Here is an 18,067-nt window from a genome sequence, read left to right as displayed (position 1 = left end):
ATACCGCCGCGGTATCTCATCCGCTAACAAGTAGCGGGATGACGATTGTCAGGGTGTCATCCCAGTGTCCCTATGATGTCATCCCAGTGCCCTGACTACTTGGATCTAGCAAGCTTTGCTTGCAAATAAGTCTAATACGCGTCGCGTTTTATGCCAAAACACAATTGGAGTTACATGCAAAATAGATCCCAGTGTCAGCTACTCGGATGACAAAAAAAGGAGCACTGGGATGACACCATTTGTTGTATTTAACAAAGTTCGTACTTAGCTTCATGTTAGCTATAAACATTAAGAAATTTACCAAGCGAAAAAAAAGGCAAAAGAAGCCCCAGCTAATATCTATTTTAGAACATTGGCGTTTTTTAAGTCTTAAACACTGCAATTTAGCTGCTTTTAAATGCAACTCACCTTAGTTTAAATGTTTAAGAAATTTACTAAGCAGAAAAAAAGGCAAAAGAAACCCCGTGTTAGCTAGTTGTCACTCCCTAATCCTGCAAATTGGCGTACTATACTGTCTTAAACGACTTATAAGCGCGTTTCAGCTTGTGTAGGTAAAAACCTAGAAATATTGTGAAGACATAAGGTGCACATAGTGCAAAAAATTAAAAATAAGACGCCAACTACGTTGTTTTCTTGCTGTTTAATCTGCACAGATGAAGATAACTGAATACCTTCAGTTTCATGATAAGGGGGCTGGCGGAGTTTGTCAAGTAAGTTTTTTCGTTTCTAACGGTTGTTGCCAAAAACTATGCAAGAAGTCTATTGACAGGTGATTAAATTATAATGTAGCCTATCGCCGTATATCCGGGGGTGGGTTGTTGTGAGGCTTTTTCACTTTTTATTCTTGTTAATGTGTTTTTCTCTGTATTACTATGCGGGTTTTATATTTTCGCCCTGCCCAAAAGCTACGGTTTGCTTTTCACCTGGAGAAGATTGTGCTGTACCGATAATCAACGTAATAGATCAGTCTAAAAAATCTATCTTAGTTCAAGAATATACATTTACTCTTGGAACAGTTGCAAAATCTTTGATTAATGCTAAAGAACGCGGTGTTGATGTTAAAGTCATCTTAGATAAATCGCAACTCTACTCAAAATATAGTGTTATAAATGAATTATTTTCAGGTGGAGTACCAATTTGGATCGATGATAAGCCAAAGATTGCTCATAATAAGATAATGATTGTTGACAATCAAAAAGTCATCACAGGGTCATTTAACCTTAGTAAGACAGCTAAAAAAGGAAATGCTGAAAATTTATTAATTATTACAGATTATCCTGAATTGATTCAGCAGTATGTGAAAAACTGGGAGGCACGAATGTCACAATCTTACAAATACGCTCCCAACTAATCGAGAGCGCTTGCTCAAAATCAGTTTTAAAAACAGCAAGGGAGAGCTTTTTTGATTGATTGGCATAATGATTATGATATAATGAACTAAAAATTTAAGGAATAAAGTAATGGATTATATAAATGATGCTGCCGGTAGCTACACTGCTATTCATGATTTTTTTCAAAACAACGGTGTTGGAGATTACAAAGTTCAATGCAATTATGGTGGGGTGCCGTATGCTACTGATGAGTACGTGCATTCTGGCGATAAATTTTGGAGTAATAATTTCATAGACTCACATTTTGGCAGGGAAATAAAAATGTATCCTCAAAGTGAACTTTTAGCTAAAGAATATGCTGGAAATACGTTGCCAGTTTCAATATCACTAGATAAGGATTTAATAAAAATGAAGGAATGTCAGAAAAAAACGAAATTTGTGGAACTAGAAAGGGAGTCAGGTGATTTAGTGCATGATAAGCAAAAGTATGTAAAGTGTTACACAACAAAGCTATCATATGATGATGTACATATTTACAATAACGATAAAGTTTCAACATTTAGCATAAAATACGACGTGCCAAATGATCCGAAATACAGTTTAAATATAACATTTACAAAGGTTAATGATAATAAACCAGGATTTTGGCAGAAATTTAAAAATATGTTTTAACGTGACCATTCACTGGTTTTTACTCAATCAACCAACAACAGTTAATATCAAATTTTTATAATTAAAAAATATGCTATTTTTTAAAACTTTCATTCTCCTTGACTCTGTCAACTTCACAAAACAACTCTTGGACCAAATGTATCTGGCATAACACCTTTTGGTAACTTGCTACTTCTTTTTTTCCGCATCTCCGACAACAGCCATTGATATTCCACTACATAAGGCTTGATTTTTGGTAGATCAACTTTTTTATGAATAATACTATGCTTCTCCTTAAATTGACCATTTACCCTAAACGCTATTAGCTTCCTTAAAATTTACATTAATGCCTATTTTACCTAAACTGAAGCGTCTTTTCCAATTTTTTCTAGCATCAACTCAGCAGCTTTTTGTTCAGCAATCTTTTTACTAGAAGCGCATGCAGAAACTTTACCATAATCTTCTATGCAAACTGATATAGTAAATTCAGGATTGTGCGCTGGTCCAGTTTGTTTTACAAGCTCATACTCTGGTAAAGGCAATTTGTTTTTCTGAGTCCACTCTTGCAGTGAGGTTTTAGGATCTTGAGGGGGGTCAAGCATGCCTTTAGCTAGCTTTTCCCAATATTGGATAATAAATTTTTCAACATTTTCAAGCCCGCCATCAATATAAATTGCACCTATTAGTGCTTCAAGCGAGTTTTCTAAATTTTTTAAGTTACATCTCCCTCCATTGCAGCGTTCACTATTATTCATGATGATAAAGCTGCCTAATTTTATTTCTTTAGCAACATTAGCAATGGTGTTGCCACAAACTAAATCCGTCTTTCTTTTTGCCAATGCTCCTTCTTTTTCTTCAGGAAATAGTTTAAACAGTGTGGCAGATACAACCATATTCAAAACACTATCGCCCAAAAACTCTAGTCTTTCGTAGCTTACAATCTGGTTTTTGCTATTCCTTTTATTTACGCTTGGGTGAGTTAGTGCCTCTTCTAATATTGCATAATTTGTAAATTTATAATCAATGATCTTAGATATTGCATCATTCAAACTCTTCATACCCATTATTTAAAAGAATAACACTTCCTACCACACCTTTATACCAAAGAATTAGTTTTGTTTTATTAAAATAATACCAACAACTTCCAAAATATACAGTTTAATAGACTTCTTGCATAACCATTATTTGAATAATGATTCATCGATGTTATTCCAGTGTCGGCTACTTAGGTGACAGAGAAGATGCTTAATGTATACAACCCACCACCTCACTAATGTTACTAAATCCATCTCTCCTTATTAGTTCTGCAAGTTCTAGATTAATTTTGTTTACAACTTGAGGTCCGTGGTATATGAGAGCAGTGTACAACTGCACCAAAGAAGCTCCTGCCTTTATTTTTTTATATGCATCAGCACCACTTGAGATTCCTCCGCATCCTACCAACAATATTTTGCCCTTAGTAAGTTTGTACATATCGCTCAATAACTCGGTTGAAAGTTTAAACAGCGGTTTGCCACTCAACCCACCACTCTCGTTGTGGTGGGAATGTAAGTTATTCCGACTGATCGTAGTGTTGCTCACTGTTAATCCGTCAATCTTATATTCCAACGCAAGCTCAGCGATATTTTCTTTCGTTTGCTGATCTATATCTGGTGAGATTTTTAATATTATTGGTATGGATTTAGAATTATCAATTGATTTCCGGGTTAGAGTTACGGATTTCAACAATTCCGATAATTCTTGCTTATTGTGCAGATTGCGTAAATTAGGCGTGTTTGGGGATGAGATGTTCAGCACTATATAATTGCTTTTTCCATATACTATCTTTATTAAGTCAACATAATCGCTGATTTGGTCCTTTGATGTACTGTTTTTTCCTATGTTGATGCCAAAAATGCAATCATCAAGCTTGGTTTTATCTATTTGTTTAAGAAAGTAGTCTATTCCTTTATTGTTAAATCCCAATCTGTTAATTACCCCTTGATCTTTAATTAACCGAAAAATTCTTGGTTTTTTGTTTCCATATTGTGGATTACGAGTTACAGTACCAGTTTCAATAAATCCAAAACCAAATGAAAGCATAGGCCTTATAACTTCTGCATTCTTGTCAAAACCTGCAGCCAGACCCACGGGGCTTCTGAGCTTATTACCAAAAAAATTCACACTCAAAGATTCTGGTAGCTCTATAGGATTCTTATAAGGTATTTTCTTTAATGCCATAATTGCCAAAGAGTGAGCAACTTCGGGCGGCAGTAAAAACAATAAATCACGTAATATCATTTTGTAAAACACTTTGCTTATTTTTAGTTTATTTTTTACCATGAAACGCTATAAGAGTATAACCATAACTTGAAAAGAAATTGATTTTACTTATGAATAATTTTCTCTATAGGTTACACACTTAAAGCTACTGTTGAATTGAGCAACTTTTACAAGATATAGAAAATGAAAGAGGCCGGGACCGGAATTGAACCGGTATAAAAGGATTTGCAGTCCTCTGCATAAGCCATTCTGCCACCCAGCCGTTTTTTATGTGTAGATATCCATTATATCTTTTAGCATAGATAAAGCTTCCTCCCTTTTGCGTTGGAAAGTGTTACGTCCAATGATTGAACCATTACCACCACCCTGCTTAATTTCTTTCGCTTCATTGCATATGTCATTCACTGATTTCGACTCGCCACCAGAAAAAACTACTATTCTTTTTCCTGCAAAACAAGATCTTTTAACATATTCAATTCTTTTAGGTAATAATTCAATATTTTCTGTTTCTATTTTCTCCCTTTCCAAATATTTAGTTGGAAGTTTTACTTTTATTATATTAGCGCCAAGCAAAGCTGCCATGTGTGCAGCATAGGCAATAACATCAACCGCTGTTTCACCTTCTTTGGAAATTCCTTCACCGCGTGGATAAGACCATAACACTACTGCAAGCCCATAAGATTTGGCTTCAGCTACGATTTCACGGGCTTCTTCCATCATATCGAAACACTTAGCAGAACCAGGATATATAGTAAATCCAACAGCCAAGCAGCCCAAACGCAGTGCATCTTTCACAGAAGAGGTTATTGCTTGATCAGAAGTCAGATTCTTCGAATGTAAGGAGTTGGAACTATTAAGTTTCAAAATAAGTGGGAGCATTCCAGCATAAGTTGAAGCACCAGCTTCAATCATACCAAGTGGAGCAGCATATGCACTTACTCCCGAATCAACTGCAAGCTGAAAATGATAATGTGGGTCATAAGCATCAGGGTTAACTTCAAAACTTTTTATTGGCCCGTGTTCAAACCCTTGGTCTACAGGGAGAATTACTAATTTGCCAGTGCCGCCAAGCTTTCCATGCATGAGAATACGAGTAAGATTTGCTTTTACCCCAGGGTTTTCACTTTCGTAGTAGCTTAGGACTTGTTTTACTTTATCACTTATCACTATAATTCAAATTGAATTTAAGTTATAGATTGTAACAAAGATGAAGTTCAATACAAGGATTTTAAACTATATCAAAAGCAATTTTATTTTCTACTTTATTCATATAGATTCTTAATTTCTTTCCTTTTATTAATTTACGATTCAGTATTTCTTCCGCTAAGTAACTTTTTATCTCTTTTTCAATAAGTCTCTCTATCGGACGTGCTCCCATTTCCTTACTATAACCCATTTGTACAAGATAAGATTTCACTTCATCCTCTACCAAGCAGTTTATGCCTTTTTGCGTCAGCTGCTTTTTCAGTTCCTGAATAAATTTATCTACAATATGCAGAATTATATCCGCATTTAAGTCAGAAAAAGAAATAATCGCATCAAGACGATTACGAAATTCAGGGCTAAAAACCTGTTCTATCGCTTTTTCACTATCACCAGTGTTAAATTTTTTATGCCCAAAGCCAACAAAACTTTTGCTGCGTTCAGCTGCTCCTGCATTAGTTGTCATAATTAAGATTATATTGGAAAAGTTAACTTTACGTCCGTAAGTGTCTGTAACGCAACCATAATCCATAATTTGTAGCAATATATTATAGATATCGCTATGAGCCTTTTCAATTTCATCAAGCAGCACAACACTATATTGATTATTAGATACAGACTCTGTGAGTAATCCACCCTGATCATAACCTACATATCCAGGAGGAGAACCAATCATCCTTGATATCGTATGAGACTCAATATATTCGGACATATCAAAGCGTATAAGATTCATGCCCATGCTTTCTGCTAATTGTTTTGCTAGCTCGGTTTTACCAACACCGGTTGGCCCTGCAAAAAGATAATTTGCTAAAGGCTTATTGTAATTTCTCAACCCAGATTTAGCAATTTTAATAGAATTAACAAGAGATTCTATTGCCTGCTCTTGGCCAAAAATCACCTTCTCTAGATTAGCTTTTAAATACTTTACTTTCTGCAAATCATCAGATTCAGATCCGCAAGGCACATTTGTAATTCTAGTAATAGTATTCTTAATATCTCTACTATTTACAATTTTACCCCTGTTTCTTAGCAATTTACAATATGCCCCTGCCTCATCAATAACATCAACCGCTTTATCAGGTAATATTCGCCCAGTAATATACTTATGCGAAAGTTCAGCCGCAGACCTAATGGCATTCTTTGTATAATATACTCCATGATACCCTTCATAGTAGTGCTTTATACCATCTAGTATCTTTATCGTTTCGTTAACAGAAGATTCCTTAACATTAATTTTTTGAAACCTCCTCGCTAATGCTTTATCTTTTTCAAAACTATTGCTGTATTCTCTATATGTAGTTGCACCTATACAACGCAGTGTACCTCTTGCAAGCGCAGGTTTGAGTAGGTTACCTGCATCAAGAAAGCTACCACTTGTAGAACCTGCTCCAATGATAGTGTGTATTTCGTCAATAAAAAGGATAGCACCTGGTTTTGCCTCAATCGCTTTTATTATAGATTTTATTCTCTCTTCAAAATCACCTCTATAGCGTGTCCCTGCAAGGAGTGACCCTAAATCCAAAGCATAAATTATACTGGACCTGAGCGCACTTGGAACACTGTTTTCAATGATTTTGAGTACCAAACCCTCAACTATTGTGGTTTTGCCAACACCTGGATCTCCAACATATAAAGGGTTGTTTTTTCTACGCCTCAATAATATTTCTATAGTGCGATTTAATTCATAATCACGACCAATAACATAATCTATTTTTTTGCTTCTTGCATAGTCATTTAAATTTTTACAATAACTTTGTAGAATTTCCTCATCTTTTAGTAGCTCACCTTTATTTACTGTAGTAGGAGCATCATTATTTTTATCAAGTTTTACTTTATGATTAGTGGTGTATTCATCTATATCGTTAGAGTATTTCATGTTAGATATGTGGTAAATCAAATTGGAATCTTTCGCACTTTGTTTCTGCAATAGATCTTCAACGTATAAATCTTGCCCAGACAAAATTTCTACTAGAACACTTGCTCCATTTATTTCTTTTTTCCCCAAGCTATGAGCCCGTATTATTGCTCTGTGTATTATGCATTGAAACATTGAGCTAGGTTTAACTCCACTGATAATCAATTCAGAACTGCTTTGTAAAAACCCTTTTATATTATTATTATAATCATTAGCCTTAATATTGCATCTTGATAGAATGTTATCCATACTGATGATTTCATCGGCTCTGATATTACATCTTGATAAAACGTAATTTACATCCACGTCTTTAGTTAACGCCAGCAATAAATGTTCTACTTTCGCATATTTAAGATTAAAATTAGAAGCAATGAATAGTGCTCTATTCAAACTTGCCTCTAAGTTTTTGGAAATCATCTCCTATTCTCTTTAAAAGTGGGAACTCATATATAATGAATAGCACACAATTATTAAAAAAATTGAAATCCAGCAGTTCGCTGTAGCCAATTTGAATCCCACTCTGGATCTACGTCATAGCACCGCAATATCTCAGCATAGATTCCGCTAATGAGTAGCGGAATGACGAGTTTTACGCTTATCAAATTGTAGGTAAATCCTATTTAATACGCTTTTTCTAGTACTCTGCTTTTCTTCTTAAATGCATTGATCTTTTTTCTACCGTATTTAGTCTTTAACGTACTTGGCCTTTTAAAGACCTTTTTGCTGTTACGTTTTTTAAATTGCACACTACAATCAAAATTTAGCTCTCCTTCTTTGTCTGCCAGTGCAGGCAGTCTTCTCTTATCTTGAGGTGTAACAAAAGATAGCGCATACCCTTCAGCTCCAGCGCGTGCAGTTCTACCTATACGATGAATATAGTCAGCTTGCGATTGTGGTGCATCATAATTGATAACATGTTGAATGTGGGGAATATCAAGGCCGCGAGAAGCAACATCTGTTGCAACCATGATTTGATTACGGCCACGACGAAAAGAATTAATGACCCTTTCGCGCTTGTGCTGCCTTAAATCACCATGAATTGCTAAAGCGCTATAGTCATCTTTGTGCAATCTGTTAGCTAGCTGATCCGCTCCTCGCTTTGTTTTGACAAAGATAATGATTGATCCTTCGCGCTGACATAGTTGTGTAACAAGCTTTTCATATTTTTCTGATTCTGATGCATAAACAATTTCTTGCTTAATTTTTACAGAAGTTGTAACCTCACAATCAACAGAAATACGTTCTGGTCGATTAAGGTACTTCTCAGCAAGTTTTACTATATCTCCAGGAAGAGTTGCAGAAAACATAAGAGTTTGCCTTATTTTAGGCAAATGCTTCATAATTTCTTCAATCTGAACTCCAAAGCCCATATCAAACATACGATCCGTTTCATCAAGCACAAGAACGCTAACATTGCGAGTAATCAAAGTTTTACGCTCAATATGGTCTATAATACGACCAGGAGTACCTATTACAATTTGTGGTTTTTTCTGAAGCTGATTTAGCTGCCTAAAAATAGGCTCACCACCAATCAACAAAGCGACCCTTAGTGCAGAATTTTGAGATAAGAGTTTTCTTATCTCATTTGTTACCTGATGCGCAAGCTCTCTGGTTGGCACGATGACTAAATCTGAACCAGTGTTAGGCTCATTCAGCAACTTAGCAACCAACGGAATAGCAAATGCTAAAGTTTTTCCAGTCCCCGTTTGAGCAGATCCGAGAATATCTTTACCTTGTAGCGCTAAGGGAATCGCTTGTATTTGAATCGGAGTTGGGACGAAAAGATTATTTTTATCTAGAGCTTGTCTAAGCGAAGCTGGGAGACCCATCTCATGAAAATTATTCACAATACGTTAATCCTGTTAAAAGACTTCATAATAGATTAATCTTCCAATCTTAAATTTATTGCAGATTTTTTATCTTCTCCGTTTCTACCGCGCTCCTCTTTAACCTCATAACTCACCCTTTCTCCTTTTATTCCCTTCTCTTTATTCTCTCCTTTAAGTGCCTCAGGTCTTATTCCCGAACGTTCCAATGTGCTAATATGTACAAAAACGTCACCCCCTTTACCTTCTGGCTTGATGAAACCATAGCCTTTTTCGGCATTAAACCATTTTACATTACCAAATTCCATTTAAACAACTCCTAAATTATTAACTAACATTACTAATGTGATGAAAAACTTTGAAATTACGATTGAGAATGCTTTAAGCTTAGCTATTGAAACTAAACCTTTATACTCCATAGTCTATTCTTAACATTACATGACAATAATACACAATTGTTGTACTTGATGCAAATAAATTTTTTAATCGTTAAGCGAACCTGCAACCGTCATTTCGCTAACTTTAATCGTTGGTGAATTAAATTGCCCACAAAAAGTTAGATCATCTGCAACGACTAAATTGCTAAACATATCCTTCAAATTGCTAGCAATGGTAATCTCATGTATTGGATACGTTATTTTTCCATTTTCTATAAAAAATCCGGAAGCGCCTTGGCTGTAATCGCCATTGATTAAATTGACACCAAAACCAAATAAATCAGTTACATATATTCCCTCTTTCACTTCCTGAATTAATTCTTCAAACGATACATCACCATTCTCAATGTAGAGGTTACTAGCTGCAGGAATAACTGCAGCATTACTTGCACGAGTTGCACTTCCGGTTGTTTCTGAGTCTAATTTTCTAGCCGAGTATAAGTCTAAAATCCAATTTTGTAATATTCCGTTTTTTACAAATATATTTTTCTTGCTAGTTATCCCTTCTCCATCAAATGGTCTCGATGCTATGCCTCTTGGCAACAATGGATCATCGATAATATTAATTCTATCGTTGAAAATCTGAGCGTTTAAACTACCCCTCAAGAAAGAACTGTTGCTTATAATACTGCTCCCATTTATAGCAGAAGCAAAACTTTTTACTAGCCCTTTTGCTGCTCTTTTTTCAAAAATAACTGGAAATTTACCAGTTTTCATTGTACGTGAATTCAATTGATCAACTGCTCTTTTTGCTGCTTCTTTTCCCATTAACTCTGGCAACTTTAAATCACTAAAATTACATGCTATATCATAATCGTAACCAACCTTCATTTCACTTTCTCTTCCAGCAACAACAGAGACCTGATTAGCAAAGGTTGATTTACTAAACGAGCCAATAAAACCAGAAACAGTCGATAATACTGTATTCACTAAAGCGTATGAAGAAGAGGCTCCTTCAGAATTAGTGATACTCTTATGTGCAAGGGCTGAATTTTCTGCAGCTTCAGCAATTTCTTTTAGGTTATCAACGGTTACAACATTATTATCTGAGATACTTAAATCTGCAGAAGAGATATAATTACTACCATTTACAGCAAAATTAATGCAAGGATCTTCTGGCGCATTCTTTGCCATTTCTACCACTTGGCTTACTGTATCACTCAGATTATTCAAATCGTTTGTAGAAATATACGCAGCTTTGTTTTTACCTGCTATAGCTCTGATTCCTACAGTGCAATTTTTAGATTGTGATATTTGCTCAATTTTTGATAGACGCTGAGAAACTGAAGTCTTATTAGTTTCATATATTGTAACTTCCGCATCTTGATTTTGCTTTTTTATTAGTTTAGTAATATCTGCTGCAATATTTAATATATTCATTTTCTATTCCTTAGATTTCTATAAAGATTCTGCACCACCTATAACTTCAATTAAATCAGTCGTAATCGCTGCTTGACGAGAACGATTATAAAGCAATGCTAATTTGTTCAGTATCTCTTTAGTGTTTCTGTTTGCTGATTCCATAGCAACCATTCTAGCACTATTCTCACTCGTTGCACTTTCAAGTAAAGCAGAGTAAAGAGCAATTACAACGTAATCTTGAACTAAAGATTTTAAAATAAATTCAATATTTTGTGGTTCATACTCATAGCCGTAATCTGTTGTTGGACCAGCCAGAGAGCTATCAATCAAGGATGAGTCTTTACTCCATGGTTTTATTGTTTCCAACATTGGTTTTTGCGTGAAGGTATTATAGAATTTACTATAAAAAACTTTAACTTTATCGTATTTACTTAAATCTATACCATCAACCAAAGCTTCTACGTGCTTTAACGTGATTCCCTTACTATTTTCAATTTTTAAGATACTTTTAGAGTCAAATCTATTTTTACCTACATCAAAAGCTTTTTTACCAAGAAATACAATATCTACTTTTTTGCCATTTGCGATTGACTTATTTACACGCTCTTGACTAAATTTGACAATAGAAGAGTTAAAGTTGCCGCACAAGCCACGATCAGACGCAATAATGAATACTAGGTAAGAACCGTCGTTACTGACATTTAGAATTTTTGCCAGTAATTCTTGATCAACTGATAGCATTAATGAAAAAATAATGTTATGCAGCTTAGATACATATAATTTTGAATTTAATAACTTCTTTTGGCTTTGTAACAACTTTGCTGCAGAAACCATTTGCATTATTTTCGTGGTTTTCTGTACAGACCTAATATTCTTAATTCTTAAGGATAATTCCTTTAAGCTCTTCATTTTGTATACAACCCTGATTTATTAAAATATATAACTGTTAGTGTCTAAAAGCAAGTTTTTTTGACATTAAAACCAAGTCTAGCTAAGAAACTTGCAGGTTTATTGTTTGGAGATAAGGATTATATTAAGAAAGTGCTCTAACTTCAGCAATATCAATGTGAAAGTAGCCTAATGGTAATTTCTACACTTTGTGGAATTTTATAATATATAATAAACACAATTAAAACTATTACAACTTGAACACTTATGATCCCATTGTTCTAGTTCCCTGTTACAATTTTTACATTTCCAGCCTGGATCAGGCAAAGCTTCTGAGTCCATCTTGTTTAGCCAATAAATTACCTTGTCGTGTTCTTGCAATGTAACCTTGAGTTGTATTACAATAAAGTAGATTGACATGTAATTAGCTTTTTTCATAGCAGTGTCTAAATATTGACTTGCAAGATCATATTTACCTGAACTCATTGAGGACAAAGCAAGTAAACAGTAACTAAAATAATAATCAGGGCGTAAGTTGTATAGTCTTTCAGCACCTTTACTATTTAAATTGATGTACATTTTAGCTGACTGAGGAGTAGGATTTACTGTATACTCTGCCTCTAGCACTGCAGAAGCTTTTCTGATTTTTCCAAGTTTAATATATAATTCTGCCTTTAAATAATTGATGGGCTGAAAAATTGCACTATAACGTTGTGCTCTAAATAAAGACTTTATAGCCTCCTTAAAATTTCCTTTACTTTCATATTGCTTTGCTAAAGCGCAATAAAACACTGCAAACATTTCTTTATGATCAAAGGGGAGAAAAATATTGGACTTAACTGCTTCCTTCAACCTCAAAATTGCATTAATCCAATCTTCTTTCAATATGCAATGCTCTATTTGAAAGGGAATAGATAGCATTTTATCGTTAATTGAACTAGAGCAATATTCTATAAATTTTTGAAAGACTACTTTTTCTTGTTTGAGGTGGACAATCAGCTTATTGGCTAGAAGTAGAGCTAAGTTACGATTTTTATTTGCAATATTTGTTAAACCGTTACTGAAAAAGCTGTAATTTCCCGTCTTACCTGAGTTAAAGAGCTTTATTAAAGACAACCTATCGCTCTCCTCACTCAGACTTTTAACTAGCTTTTGGGCATTCTCTATATTGTCTAAGTCTATGCTAAAGAAAGCTTCAAAGAGAAGCAATTCTTCCCTATCCCTTCTTCTATTTCTTATGTTGGCAAATGTTGATGAAATGGAGGAAAAAAAGCGTACAAGTGTAATTAATAAAAATAATAAAACTACACAAGTAAAAATAATGAAATATAGATCAATACTTATAGTGTAATTGCCTAATTCCAATTTTATTACTTCACCACTTACCTTGACCCATATACCAAATAAAAACGAAAAAGCGAAAATTATAAAATAAATCATGAGATATATTGTAATAAGTGATGATATATTGTTGAAATATTCTTAGAAGCTACAATAAAACCATTCAATTTATTCAGCCATGGCTTGAATTCTGAATGCGTTAAATTGCTTACTGTAACAGTTATATTTTGCCAATCATTATCATTTATTGACTCCTCAATTTCTGCGAATTTTACTCTTAATGGATCATTTCGGTCGTCTACCTTTATCCAGTTTGAAATGATTTTTTTAGACAATGTACTTTTGTTGTAATCGATAGTATCAATAGTTTTTTCAAAAGATAACTTCAATTCGTGTAAGGTATTTATCTCTTTCAAATTTTCTAATTCATCTACTGCATTTTCTATCTCTGGATCGTCAAGCTCTGATATCAAAGGCTTTATTGAATTTATATGGTTATCAAATTTTGCTTCTCGCAATAACGAATTCTTCATTTTAACCACAAGTAATAGCAATTTTGCAAGGTTCTTACATCTTGAGTTATTATCACCTTGCTCACATTGAGTATGCTGACTTCTCTTGAGGTCAAATATCTTTTTTTCTATTCTAGATTGATTAACTTCAAGCAACATTCTAAATTCATCCATGTTTTCCGTTAAAGCTTTCACATTGTTTTCACTCTCTTGCTGATTTATTTTTAAAAAGATTATGTTATTTATTGTGATGTAACCGGTAAATAACAATACAATTAAGAACCAACCTATGTACTTTTGCTGAGTATCATTCATAACGTAATATCTCCGCAGGATCTTGTGCAGCTGCCTGTAATGCAGGAGCAATTGTCGCTAAAAATGATAAGAATAATGCAAGTGCAGAAATGTTCACTACATCTTGAGGAACTAATATTACTGGCAAACTTGAAAAAAAGTATATCATAGGATCAAACAGCTTGACATTAGTAATGTTTTCTAAAAACACTCTAATGCTTTCGATATTGAGAGAAAAAAAGACACCTATAATACAGCCAAGACAAGTTCCCGTAAAACCGATTAATAGACCACAAGCACAAAATATGCGCATAATGCTTCCACTTGTTGCACCAAATGTACGCATAATTGCAATCGCGGATTTCTTTTCTTGCACTATCATCATTAAATTTGAGATAATATTAAACGCTGCTACAACTATAATCAAAGTAAGAATTAAAAACATCACATTTCTTTCAGTTTTTAAAGCACTAAAATAATGGCTTTGCTGTGATTGCCAACTTTCAGCTTCCATTCCTATTTCTTTTTCTATAGCATCTGCCAGCTTATCAGCTCTAGTAACGTCGTCTACAAGTACTTCTATATTTTTTATGCTATTTTCATAATTAAAAAAGGCTTGTGCTGATTTTAGAGGCATATATATCAAGGTATTATCATACTCAAACATACCCATATCAAATATTGCTATAACTTTATATTTTTTCATTCGTGGCATTTCACCAAGTAATGCATCAAATTCTTCAGATGATATAAACGTAATTTCGTCGCCATAGTCAATGTTCAAAGCTTCTGCCAATCGTGCTCCTATTATTATCCCTTCATCAAATTTTTTTACATCACCTATAATTACATTATTTGTAACGGCAGTACTATCAAGCAAGTCTTTAGTTGACACACCTCGCACTACGCTACCTGCAATTTTACCATTTGCTGCAATAATGACTTGATCATTGGTCATAGGAGTAGCTTTTAATATACCAGGAATTCTCTCAATAGATTTTGAAACTGCGTAGTAATCTGAATTTATGTTCCTATCAAAATAAACGTTAATATGGCCATCAATGCCAAGTATTGAGTCAAGCAACTTTGCTCTGAATCCGTTCATCACAGACATCACCACTATTAGTGTTGCAACTCCAAGGGCAATGCCGATAATAGAGAACAAAGTCATTATAGAGCAAAATCTGGCATTTTTCGCTCGCAAATAGCAAGCAGCCATAGTAATTTCAAAGGCAATGGACATTACAAAATATTTTGAGGTTAGACATTATATTTTTGAAACTTCGTATAATTGTAGACTTTTCTTTATTTGAAAACTAGAGATTTTTGCTTCCTTAAATTTAGCAGACTTATAGAGTATCTTTAACATTAGAATTTCAAAATCTTCCATATACATCATCCAACCTCACTATATCATTATCAGATAAATGCTCTCCTATCTGAAATTCAACTATTTCAAGTGGAAAGCTTGTGCTTCTATTTTCAATCCTATGGGAAACTTCCCTTGGGATTTCTATCATATGGTCTTTTACTATAGCATATTCTTTGTCGTCTAAACTAACATACCCAACTCCTGATAGTACCATATGGTATTCATCTCTATAGTGATGGAATTGCTTAGAAGTGCAGCTTAATGGATTTATAAAAAGATATTTTATGAGAAAATTTTCGCTCATTAAAATTATACTACAAAATCCCCATGGTTTAACTTCTTTCCTTATCGCCTTTACTTTCTTAACTTTATGAATAAATGAAATTAGACTTTTATTTGGTTGCTTACAAGCTCCACCCAATAAATTTTTATTACTTTCTGTCGTTGAAACTGGTTCTTTTTCTCTAATCACATGCTGAAATGGCACCGGTTCTTTACTAAACTTCTCACTCAATTCTAAAACTGAATTCCAAGTTCCAACATCCAACCAATCGAAATTAGCTTCTATCATTGCAACGTTTTTTGCTTTCTCCATCACCAAATAATCAATGGATATGTCTTTAATTCCTGCAAAATCTTGTTGTTTTAAATATAGAAATCTCTCTTGCGGTGTGAAATGTTTAAAACATGAATTGTAAAGATTCAGGGCAGATTTTTTGATCTCATCTATGTAGCGTTTTGCTTTAAACACAAATATTCCAGAGTTCCAATAATGATCGTTACTTAACTTACGCTCGGGTTTTTCTGTAAAATCTTTCACTATATGATATTTTTCTTTCTGATCATAAACTGCATTTATATAACCGTATTCAGAATTGAATTCATTAGGCTTAACCCCAAAAGTGACTATAGAGTTAGTTTCAGAGGCTAACTTAGACGCTTTTTGAGTAGAAGCATAAAAACTATTCAAATCACCTATGAAATGATCTGAAGGCAGAATTAACATTGTCTCGTTTTCATTGCAGAGAAGCGCAGCAATTAATATTGCCGCTGCTGTTCCAATTTTCACTGGTTCGAAAATCACTTTATATTCTTGCAGTGCATGCAATTCCTCCATCACTAATGACTCGTACTGTATATTTGTAGCAATTATGGGCGGCATATAATCGCTTTTCAGCCTCAACAAAGTGTTGTGAAACATAGTGTTCTGACTAAATATTTTCTGAAATTGCTTTGGCTTAGATAAAGGCCAAAGTCTGCTACCACTACCACCACACAATATTACAGGGCGCATTTAGTTAAGATATTAATTAAATAATTAATATCTTATACTGAGGGCAAAATACATGCAAGTTTTTGTTGTGGAATAGTTAATAAAGAAAGTAAATGTTGATTTAAAGTAATTGCTAATGAGAGTGATCATGTGTAGCGCCTTGCCCTTGCTGTGAATTTCTTCTATTTTGTAATTCCTCAACATGACCTTTTCTTTTATCACTTAATATTTCATTACCCTTATTTTGTTCTTCCTCAGGACTCTTTAGTATTTCATTACTCTTGCTAACTTCTTTATCATTCCCTTGTTTCTTTGGCCTTCTAGCGTTAAGCTCATCCCATGTGCCCACTATACTAAGTGGCTTATGATCCTTTTGCCCTGGCTTTAGCCTTTCTCCACCCTTAATAACATTAAAGTCACTTTTTGCTTCTTCCCAACATCCTTTCAATTGGTGTTTCCACATAGTGAAGTAAGCATCACCATATTTTTTCTCATTTGCTACAAACAATAAAATTGGAGCCTTAAGTATGGTAGCTCCCATATCCACTAAATTTTTTACTGCCGCTGCAGGAGTGAATAAAAGATAACCAAAAGACTTTGCAATTGGGTTTTGTTTGCTTATTAAATGCTCCCCTAACTTTATAGGAAGAGAAGTCAACAATTTAGTACAAACTTTAGCCAAGCTTGTAGCAAAAACGATAGGAACAGATATAAGACTTTTATCTAGCTCTAGATTACCATTCTGATCTCTAATTTCTGAAAAATGGGTGCTTAGCTTCTTGTAATCACTAGTGTATAATAATTCTCCATTTCTTCCTTTTTCATCAACAACTTCCTGAACTTTACCTTCTTTATTTTTTACCTCTTTAGTTAGCACAGAAGAATTAGTTAATTCAAATGGATATTGAGGATCCTTAGTTTTTTCAGCTTCAAAAATTGGCACGTGTTTTTTCAAATCCATTCTCGAAAAGCCTAATGGCTCAAAATATGACTTATGCAACTCATTTATCGGAATTTGCTTACCCTGATTGTCTATATAATTGATAGTAAAATAAGATCTATCATTATCTTTATCTTTGGTAACTAAAGATAATCTGAAACTTGGTTGTTCTCCATTCTCATCTTTTTGACCATACAAAAGTTTATAGGTTGGATTTTTATCTTTATCTAGTATAGCATTTCCATGCATATCCCTGTTTTCTATGATTTTAGCAGACTGTACAATTTGATCATAATTTTTTGGATACTGGCATTTCCTTCCATCATACATCATTACCTTTCTAAGGTCTTCGACGTAAACTTGAGATTCAGGTGAAGTAAGCAGACCTTTTGCTTTAAGTGTAAGATCTATTGCTCCCTTTTTTAATGCTTCAAACATATTGTCAAACCAAAATCGCTAT

The 18,067-nt window shown here is 34.0% G+C and carries 16 protein-coding genes and 1 tRNA gene; 2 read left to right on the top strand and 15 right to left on the bottom strand.

Features of this window, described 5'->3' with window-relative positions:
* Positions 1-148 precede the first annotated feature (148 nt).
* The gene (locus ABWU72_RS02740; protein ID WP_255511221.1) at positions 149-274 is read right to left on the bottom strand and encodes a hypothetical protein; all 126 of its coding nucleotides are present in this window, start codon (positions 272-274) and stop codon (positions 149-151) included.
* Between the two features lie 546 nt (positions 275-820).
* Between ABWU72_RS02740 and ABWU72_RS02735 the strand changes: the two genes are divergently transcribed.
* Together ABWU72_RS02735 and ABWU72_RS02730 are read left to right on the top strand one after the other, a co-directional pair.
* On the top strand, positions 821-1,351 hold the full coding sequence (locus ABWU72_RS02735; RefSeq protein WP_015589462.1) for a phospholipase D family protein: 531 nt from the start codon (positions 821-823) through the stop codon (positions 1,349-1,351).
* A 109-nt stretch (positions 1,352-1,460) separates the two neighbouring features.
* Entirely contained in the window at positions 1,461-2,003 is a 543-nt protein-coding gene (locus ABWU72_RS02730) for a hypothetical protein (protein WP_006279913.1), read from the top strand.
* A 338-nt stretch (positions 2,004-2,341) separates the two neighbouring features.
* On the opposite strand, the gene rnc is transcribed toward ABWU72_RS02730, so the two are convergent.
* From rnc to ABWU72_RS02655, 14 genes are all read right to left on the bottom strand, one after another.
* A complete protein-coding gene (gene rnc / locus ABWU72_RS02720) occupies positions 2,342-3,040 on the bottom strand; it encodes a ribonuclease III (protein WP_006279914.1) in 699 nt (232 codons plus the stop codon).
* Positions 3,041-3,227: 187 nt separating this feature from the next.
* Complete coding sequence (locus tag ABWU72_RS02715; RefSeq protein ID WP_151807528.1) at positions 3,228-4,304, bottom strand: quinone-dependent dihydroorotate dehydrogenase; 1,077 nt, start codon at positions 4,302-4,304, stop codon at positions 3,228-3,230.
* Between the two features lie 130 nt (positions 4,305-4,434).
* Positions 4,435-4,506 (bottom strand) — tRNA-Cys (locus tag ABWU72_RS02710).
* 5 nt (positions 4,507-4,511) lie between these two features.
* Positions 4,512-5,408 carry a class I fructose-bisphosphate aldolase gene (locus ABWU72_RS02705; RefSeq protein WP_155969605.1) on the bottom strand — a complete coding sequence of 299 codons (897 nt, stop codon included), beginning with the start codon at positions 5,406-5,408 and terminating at the stop codon, positions 4,512-4,514.
* A 64-nt stretch (positions 5,409-5,472) separates the two neighbouring features.
* Positions 5,473-7,779, bottom strand: a complete 2,307-nt coding sequence (locus tag ABWU72_RS02700) for an AAA family ATPase (protein WP_353283849.1) — start codon at positions 7,777-7,779, stop codon at positions 5,473-5,475.
* Between the two features lie 203 nt (positions 7,780-7,982).
* Positions 7,983-9,209, bottom strand: coding sequence for a DEAD/DEAH box helicase (locus ABWU72_RS02695; RefSeq protein ID WP_353283848.1), 1,227 nt, complete (start codon positions 9,207-9,209; stop codon positions 7,983-7,985).
* 35 nt (positions 9,210-9,244) lie between these two features.
* Positions 9,245-9,496 (bottom strand): cold-shock protein, encoded by a 252-nt coding sequence (locus ABWU72_RS02690; RefSeq protein ID WP_006279919.1) that lies wholly within the window; start codon positions 9,494-9,496, stop codon positions 9,245-9,247.
* Between the two features lie 174 nt (positions 9,497-9,670).
* Complete coding sequence (locus tag ABWU72_RS02685; protein WP_010081974.1) at positions 9,671-11,005, bottom strand: TldD/PmbA family protein; 1,335 nt, start codon at positions 11,003-11,005, stop codon at positions 9,671-9,673.
* Between the two features lie 18 nt (positions 11,006-11,023).
* Entirely contained in the window at positions 11,024-11,896 is an 873-nt protein-coding gene (gene atpG / locus ABWU72_RS02680; protein ID WP_010081973.1) for an ATP synthase F1 subunit gamma, read from the bottom strand.
* Positions 11,897-12,094: 198 nt separating this feature from the next.
* Entirely contained in the window at positions 12,095-13,315 is a 1,221-nt protein-coding gene (locus tag ABWU72_RS02675; protein WP_155969131.1) for a heme biosynthesis protein HemY, read from the bottom strand.
* Complete coding sequence (locus ABWU72_RS02670; protein WP_038250643.1) at positions 13,312-14,043, bottom strand: hypothetical protein; 732 nt, start codon at positions 14,041-14,043, stop codon at positions 13,312-13,314. Before ABWU72_RS02670 ends, ABWU72_RS02675 begins: the two co-directional genes overlap by 4 nt.
* A complete protein-coding gene (locus ABWU72_RS02665; RefSeq protein WP_353283847.1) occupies positions 14,036-15,265 on the bottom strand; it encodes a lipoprotein-releasing ABC transporter permease subunit in 1,230 nt (409 codons plus the stop codon). The genes ABWU72_RS02670 and ABWU72_RS02665 overlap by 8 nt, the downstream gene beginning before the upstream one ends.
* 133 nt (positions 15,266-15,398) lie before the next feature.
* Positions 15,399-16,688 (bottom strand): sugar phosphate nucleotidyltransferase, encoded by a 1,290-nt coding sequence (locus tag ABWU72_RS02660; RefSeq protein WP_155969127.1) that lies wholly within the window; start codon positions 16,686-16,688, stop codon positions 15,399-15,401.
* A gap of 112 nt (positions 16,689-16,800) precedes the next feature.
* Complete coding sequence (locus tag ABWU72_RS02655; protein ID WP_155969125.1) at positions 16,801-18,045, bottom strand: hypothetical protein; 1,245 nt, start codon at positions 18,043-18,045, stop codon at positions 16,801-16,803.
* Between the last annotated feature and the right edge of the window lie 22 nt (positions 18,046-18,067).

Source organism: Wolbachia endosymbiont (group A) of Lypha dubia, from assembly GCF_964028575.1.
GTDB lineage: Bacteria > Pseudomonadota > Alphaproteobacteria > Rickettsiales > Anaplasmataceae > Wolbachia > Wolbachia pipientis.
The sequence above is the reverse complement of the archived record's forward strand: the minus strand, read 5'-3'. Positions and strand labels throughout refer to the sequence as shown.

Excerpts from the sequence above, each read along its gene's own strand:
- ABWU72_RS02740 (WP_255511221.1), bottom strand. The coding sequence starts at position 274 with ATGAAGCTAAGTACGAACTTTGTTAAATACAACAAATGGTGTCATCCC.
- ABWU72_RS02730 (WP_006279913.1), top strand. The coding sequence starts at position 1,461 with ATGGATTATATAAATGATGCTGCCGGTAGCTACACTGCTATTCATGAT.
- rnc (WP_006279914.1), bottom strand. The coding sequence starts at position 3,040 with ATGAAGAGTTTGAATGATGCAATATCTAAGATCATTGATTATAAATTT.
- ABWU72_RS02715 (WP_151807528.1), bottom strand. The coding sequence starts at position 4,304 with ATGGTAAAAAATAAACTAAAAATAAGCAAAGTGTTTTACAAAATGATA.
- ABWU72_RS02700 (WP_353283849.1), bottom strand. The coding sequence starts at position 7,779 with ATGATTTCCAAAAACTTAGAGGCAAGTTTGAATAGAGCACTATTCATT.
- ABWU72_RS02690 (WP_006279919.1), bottom strand. The coding sequence starts at position 9,496 with ATGGAATTTGGTAATGTAAAATGGTTTAATGCCGAAAAAGGCTATGGT.
- ABWU72_RS02685 (WP_010081974.1), bottom strand. The coding sequence starts at position 11,005 with ATGAATATATTAAATATTGCAGCAGATATTACTAAACTAATAAAAAAG.
- atpG (WP_010081973.1), bottom strand. The coding sequence starts at position 11,896 with ATGAAGAGCTTAAAGGAATTATCCTTAAGAATTAAGAATATTAGGTCT.
- ABWU72_RS02675 (WP_155969131.1), bottom strand. The coding sequence starts at position 13,315 with ATGATTTATTTTATAATTTTCGCTTTTTCGTTTTTATTTGGTATATGG.
- ABWU72_RS02670 (WP_038250643.1), bottom strand. The coding sequence starts at position 14,043 with ATGAATGATACTCAGCAAAAGTACATAGGTTGGTTCTTAATTGTATTG.
- ABWU72_RS02665 (WP_353283847.1), bottom strand. The coding sequence starts at position 15,265 with ATGTCCATTGCCTTTGAAATTACTATGGCTGCTTGCTATTTGCGAGCG.
- ABWU72_RS02660 (WP_155969127.1), bottom strand. The coding sequence starts at position 16,688 with ATGCGCCCTGTAATATTGTGTGGTGGTAGTGGTAGCAGACTTTGGCCT.
- ABWU72_RS02655 (WP_155969125.1), bottom strand. The coding sequence starts at position 18,045 with ATGTTTGAAGCATTAAAAAAGGGAGCAATAGATCTTACACTTAAAGCA.